Annotated in this window: 5 protein-coding genes; all 5 read left to right on the top strand. The window is 69.9% G+C overall.

Features of this window, described 5'->3' with window-relative positions:
- The coding region (locus AB0I21_RS56990) for a non-reducing end alpha-L-arabinofuranosidase family hydrolase (RefSeq protein WP_360574357.1) at positions 1 to 282 on the top strand (282 nt) is incomplete at its 5' end.
- 63 nt (positions 283 to 345) lie between these two features.
- Positions 346 to 1473, top strand: a complete 1128-nt coding sequence (locus tag AB0I21_RS56985; RefSeq protein ID WP_360574355.1) for a ricin-type beta-trefoil lectin domain protein — start codon at positions 346 to 348, stop codon at positions 1471 to 1473.
- 122 nt (positions 1474 to 1595) lie between these two features.
- Positions 1596 to 3104 (top strand): ricin-type beta-trefoil lectin domain protein, encoded by a 1509-nt coding sequence (locus tag AB0I21_RS56980; RefSeq protein ID WP_360574362.1) that lies wholly within the window; start codon positions 1596 to 1598, stop codon positions 3102 to 3104.
- Between the two features lie 77 nt (positions 3105 to 3181).
- Complete coding sequence (locus tag AB0I21_RS56975) at positions 3182 to 4939, top strand: family 43 glycosylhydrolase (protein ID WP_360574360.1); 1758 nt, start codon at positions 3182 to 3184, stop codon at positions 4937 to 4939.
- A gap of 282 nt (positions 4940 to 5221) precedes the next feature.
- A partial coding sequence (locus tag AB0I21_RS56970) for an endo-1,4-beta-xylanase (RefSeq protein WP_360574359.1) occupies positions 5222 to 5687 on the top strand: 466 nt, incomplete at its 3' end.

Genomic DNA, 5687 nt, shown 5'->3' with positions numbered 1-5687 from the left:
AGCCAGGGCCGCTACTTCCGGTCGTTCACGTCCTCCAGCCTGAGCGGCTCGTGGACGGCGAACGCGGCGACGGAGAGCAACCCGTTCGCCGGCAAGGCCAACAGCGGCGCGACCTGGACCAACGACATCAGCCACGGCGACCTGGTCCGCAGCAACCCCGACCAGACCAAGACCGTCGACCCGTGCAACCTGCAGCTGCTCTACCAGGGCCGGTCCCCGAGCTCCGGCGGTGACTACGGCCTGCTGCCGTACCGCCCGGGTGTGCTGACCCTGCAGCGCTAGCCCGTCCCCCACGGCCGGCCGCCTCCCCGGGCGGCCGGCCGTCCTTTTCCAGGAGGCACCGCCATGCGTACGGCACGACACTGGCTCATCGCCGCGGCGCTGACCGCGGCATTGACGGCCGCGGGCGCCGCGGCCCTGACCGCACCCGCCTCGGCGGAGTCCAACGGCGGCGTGCGGATCATGCCGCTCGGCGACTCGATCACCGAGGGCACCCAGGTCCCCGGCGGCTACCGCATCGGCCTCTGGCAGCGGCTCGCCGCCGGCGGCTACCGCAACGACTTCGTCGGCTCACAGTTCAACGGGCCGGCGTCGCTGTGGGACCACGACCACGAAGGCCACCCGGGCTGGCGGATCGACCAGATCGACGCCAACATCACCGGCTGGCTGCGCACCACGACGCCGCGCACCGTCCTGCTGCACATCGGCACCAACGACATCCTGCAGAACTTCAACGTCGGCGGCGCACCCGGCCGGCTCTCGACGCTCGTCGACCACATCACCGCCGCCGTGCCGAACGCCGACGTGTTCGTCGCCAGCATCATCCCGCTGAGCAACAGCGGGCAGGAGTCGGCGGCCCGCACCTTCAACGCCACCATCCCGGGCATGGTGCAGAGCAAGGTCAACGCCGGCAAGCGGGTCCACTTCGTCGACATGCACGCCGCGCTGACCACCGGCGACCTCATCGACGGCGTCCACCCCACCGCCGGCGGGTACGACAAGATGGCCGCCACCTGGTACACCGCGCTGCGGGCCGTTCCCGGCAGCATCGGCGACCCGGGCACCCCGACCAGCCCGGGCACCCCGACCGGCGGCACCGGCAACACGCTGGTCAGCGCCGCCTCCGGCCGCTGCCTCGACGTGCCGGGGAGCAACTCGGCCAACGGCACCCAGCCGATCATCTGGGACTGCAACGGCGCGGCCAACCAGCGCTGGACGCTCAACGGCCAGGCGCTGCAGTCGCTCGGCAAGTGCCTCGACGCGCCGACCGGCGCCACCGCCGGCAGCAAGGTCCAGCTGTGGGACTGCCACGGCGGCACGAACCAGCGGTGGAACCTCAACGGCAACGGCACGATCAGCAACGCGCAGTCGGGCCTGTGCCTCGACGTCGCCGGCAACGCCACCGCCAACAACACCCCCGTGCAGCTGTGGACCTGCACCGCGGCGGCGAACCAGCGCTGGACAAGGAGATGAGCATGAAACGGATCGGTGTCCTCGCGGCCGCGGTGGCCGTGCTGACCGCCGGCATCCTCGCCGCCGTCGTGCGCGGCCCGGACGCGCAGGCCCTGGAGAACGGCGTGGCCCGCACCCCACCGATGGGGTGGAACAGCTGGAACACGTTCGGCTGCAACATCAACGACGCGCTGATCCGGCAGATGGCCGACGCGATCGTCAGCAGCGGCATGCGGGACCTCGGCTACAAGTACGTGGTCGTCGACGACTGCTGGATGAACTCCACCCGCGACGCGCAGGGCGACCTGCAGGCCAACACGAGCCGGTTCCCGAACGGGATGAAGGCCCTCGGCGACTACCTGCACTCCCATGGCCTGCTCTTCGGCATCTACCAGGCGCCGCTGGACAAGACGTGCGCGCAGTACTTCGGCAGCTACCCCGGCGCCACCGGCAGCCAGGGGCACGAGGCCCAGGACGCCCGCCAGTTCGCCGCCTGGGGTGTCGACTACCTCAAGTACGACTGGTGCTCGCCCAGCGGCACGATCAGCGAGCAGGTGACCACCTTCGCGAAGATGCGTGACGCGCTCGCGGCGACCGGCCGGCCGATCGTGTACAGCATCAACCCGAACAGCATCCACGCCAAGACCGGCCCGCAGCGCAACTGGGGCGACGTCGCGAACATGTGGCGCACCACCGAGGACATCACCAACACCTGGGACTCGGGCCAGACCAACGGCTACCCGATGGGCATTCAGAACATCGTCAACGTTACCGTGCCGCTGGCCGGCTACGCCGCACCCGGCCGGTTCAACGACCCCGACATGCTCGAGGTCGGCCGCGGCGGCATGAACGACACCGAGATGCGCAGCCACTTCGCGCTGTGGGCGATGATGGCGTCGCCGCTCATCGCCGGCAACGACATCCGCTCGCAGAGCGCCGCGACCGCGACGATCCTCAAGAACCAGAACCTGATCGCGATCAACCAGGACAGCCTCGGCCTGCAGGCGACCCAGGTGTCCAACGACGGCACCCGCCGCGTCCTGGCGAAGCGGCTCGCCAACGGTGATGTGGCGGTCGCGCTGTTCAACCAGGGCGGATCCGCGACGACGGTCAGCACCACCGCGGCCGCGGCCGGCAAGTCGGGCAGTTCGTTCACGCTGCGGGACGCGTGGACGAACGCCACGAGCACCACGACCGGCAGCATCAGCGCGACCGTGCCCGCGCACGGCACCGTCGTGTACCGGGTGAGCGGCGGCGGCACGACCACCCCGCCGGCCGGGTCGACGCTTGTCAGCGCCGCTTCCGGGCGATGCCTCGACGTGCCGAACGGCAGCACCACCAACGGCACCCAGCCGGTCATCTGGGACTGCAACGGCGGCGCCAACCAGCGCTGGACGGTCAGCGGGACCACGCTGCAGGCCCTCGGCAAGTGCCTCGACGCGCCGCTGAACGCGACCGCCGGCGCCAAGGCGCAGCTGTGGGACTGCAACGGCGGCACCAACCAGCAGTGGACCCTCAACGCCGACGGCACCGTCCGCGGCACCGCGTCCGGGCTGTGCCTGGACGTCGACCACAACCTCACCGCCAACGGCACCGTGGTCCTGCTCTGGACCTGTACCGCCGCGGCGAACCAGCGCTGGACGAGAGGATGAGCATGCGACGACTCGCCGGCCTGCTCACCGCGGGCCTGCTGTTCCTGGCCGGGACCGTCGCCGTGGTGGCCGTCTCGATGCCGTCGGCCCGCGCCGACAACCCGATCGTGCAGACGGTCTACACCGCCGACCCGGCGCCGCTGGTGTACGACGGACGGGTCTACCTGTACACCGGACACGACGAGGACAACTCCACCTACTTCACCATGAAGGAGTGGCGGGTCTACTCCTCGGCCGACATGGTGAACTGGACCGACCACGGCTCGCCGATGAACCTCGCCACGTTCAGCTGGGCCAGCGCCAACGCGTGGGCCGGCCAGGTGGTCAACCGCAACGGCAAGTTCTACTGGTACGTGCCGGTCACGAACCGCTCGACCGGCCGGATGGCCATCGGCGTCGGCGTCTCCAACAGCCCCACCGGGCCGTTCACCGACGCCATCGGCCGGCCGCTGGTGGAGAACAACGAGATCGACCCGACCGTCTTCATCGACGACAACGGCCAGGCCTACCTGTACTGGGGCAACCCCAACCTCTGGTACGTGCGGCTGAACGCCGACATGATCTCCTACTCCGGCGGCGTGACGCAGATCCCGCTGACCACCGCCGGGTTCGGCACCCGCACCGGCAACGCGAGCCGCCCCACGCTGTACGAGGAAGGCCCCTGGGTCTACAAGCGCAACGGCCTCTACTACAACGTGTTCGCCGCGAAGTGCTGCTCGGAGTTCATCGGCTACTCCACCGCCCCCGGGCCGACCGGCCCGTGGACCTACCGCGGCACCGTCATGCCCACGCAGGGCGGCAGCTTCACCAACCACCCCGGCGTCATCGACTTCAACGGCGGATCGTACTTCTTCTACCACAACGGCGCGCTACCCGGCGGTGGCGGCTACACCCGCTCCGTGGCCGTGGAGAAGTTCAGCTACAACGCCGACGGCACCATCCCGACGATCACCATGACCAGCGGCGGCGCGCCGCAGGTCGGCACGCTCAACCCGTACGTGCGGCAGGAGGCCGAGACGATCGCCTGGGAGACCGGCGTCGAGACCGAACCCTCCAGCGAGGGCGGCATGAACGTCGGCTGGATCGAGAACAACGACTCGATCAAGGTCAAGGGCGTCGCGTTCGGCGGCGGCGCCACGTCGTTCACCGCCAGGGTCGCCTCCGCCACCAGCGGCGGCCGCATCGAGCTGCACCTCGACGGCGTCAACGGTGCCCTCGTCGGCACCTGCACCGTCGCCGGCACCGGCGGCTGGCAGACCTGGACCAGCGTCACCTGCCCGGTGAGCGGCGCGACCGGCACCCACGACCTGTACCTGAAGTTCACCGGCGGCAGCGGCAACCTGTTCAACGTCAACTGGTGGCAGTTCGCCGGCGGCACCGGCGGCACCGGCGGCAACCTGCTCGTCAACGGCACGATGGAGAGCGGCACGTCCGGGTGGAGCATGTTCGGCAGCGGCACGCTGTCGGCGAGCGGCACCGCGCACGGCGGCAGCCAGTCGCTGCTGGTCACGGGGCGGACCGCCGCGTGGAACGGGGCCGCCCAGGACGTGACCGCCAAGCTGGTCAACGGCAGGACCTACAGCGCGAGCGCCTGGGTCCGCAGCGCGAGCGGCACGCCCAGCGCGAAGGTCATGCTGGCCGTCACCGCCGGCGGCACGACCAGCTACGTGCAGCTGGCCCCGGCGACGGCCGTGAACACCGGCGGGTGGACGCAGCTGTCCGGCACCGCGACCGTTTCCTGGACCGGCACGCTGACCGGTGCCACCTTCTACGTCGAAACGACCGCGGGCACCGACAACTTCCACCTCGACGACGCGTCGCTGCTGATTTCGTAATTTGTGTTATGCCGCACCGGTTCCGCAGGTCGCAAGGGTGCTGATCGAGTTTTTGCGAAAAACCTTGTCGGAACTCGTGCGGCGACACATGATCGCTGTACATCAATCCCAATTCGACGTCCGGCCGTTTCCGCCGAAACGGCTGGGTGTCGCTGGTGACGTGAGGAGTTCAGGATGGCGGTAGCCCATTTCGCACATCGTCGGAGGGGGCGGCGGCGCCCGTTGACCCGTGCGCTGATCGCCGGTGTCGTCGGTGCCGTGGCGGTGGCGGTGGCCGCGGTGATGGTGCCGGCGGCGGACGCGGCGGCGAGCACGCTGGGTGCGGCGGCGGCGCAGTCGGGCCGGTACTTCGGCACGGCGATCGCGGCCAGCCGGCTGGGCGACTCGACGTACACGACGATCGCCGGTCGTGAGTTCAACATGATCACGGCCGAGAACGAGATGAAGCCGGACACGACGGAGCCGCAGCGGGGGCAGTTCAACTTCAGCGCCGGCGACCAGATCTACAACTGGGCGACCCAGCGCGGGATGAAGGTGCGCGGGCACACGCTCGCCTGGCACTCGCAGCAGCCGAGCTGGTGGGGCGGGATCAGCGGCTCCACCCTGCGGCAGGCGATGATCGACCACATCAACGGCGTGATGGCGCACTACAAGGGCAAGCTCGCCTACTGGGACGTGGTGAACGAGGCGTTCAACGAGGACGGCAGCCGCCGGCAGTCCAACCTGCAGGGCACCGGCAACGACTGGA

The sequence above is a fragment of the Dactylosporangium sp. NPDC050588 genome (assembly GCF_040654975.1).
Classification (GTDB): Bacteria; Actinomycetota; Actinomycetes; order Mycobacteriales; family Micromonosporaceae; genus Dactylosporangium; species Dactylosporangium maewongense.
Note: the sequence above shows the minus strand (reverse complement) of the source record. Positions and strands in the feature narration are given on the sequence as shown.

Bases quoted from the DNA above. Each gene is read 5' to 3' on its own strand.
- AB0I21_RS56980 (WP_360574362.1), top strand. From the start codon at position 1,596: ATGGGGTGGAACAGCTGGAACACGTTCGGCTGCAACATCAACGACGCG.
- AB0I21_RS56985 (WP_360574355.1), top strand. From the start codon at position 346: ATGCGTACGGCACGACACTGGCTCATCGCCGCGGCGCTGACCGCGGCA.
- AB0I21_RS56975 (WP_360574360.1), top strand. From the start codon at position 3,182: ATGCCGTCGGCCCGCGCCGACAACCCGATCGTGCAGACGGTCTACACC.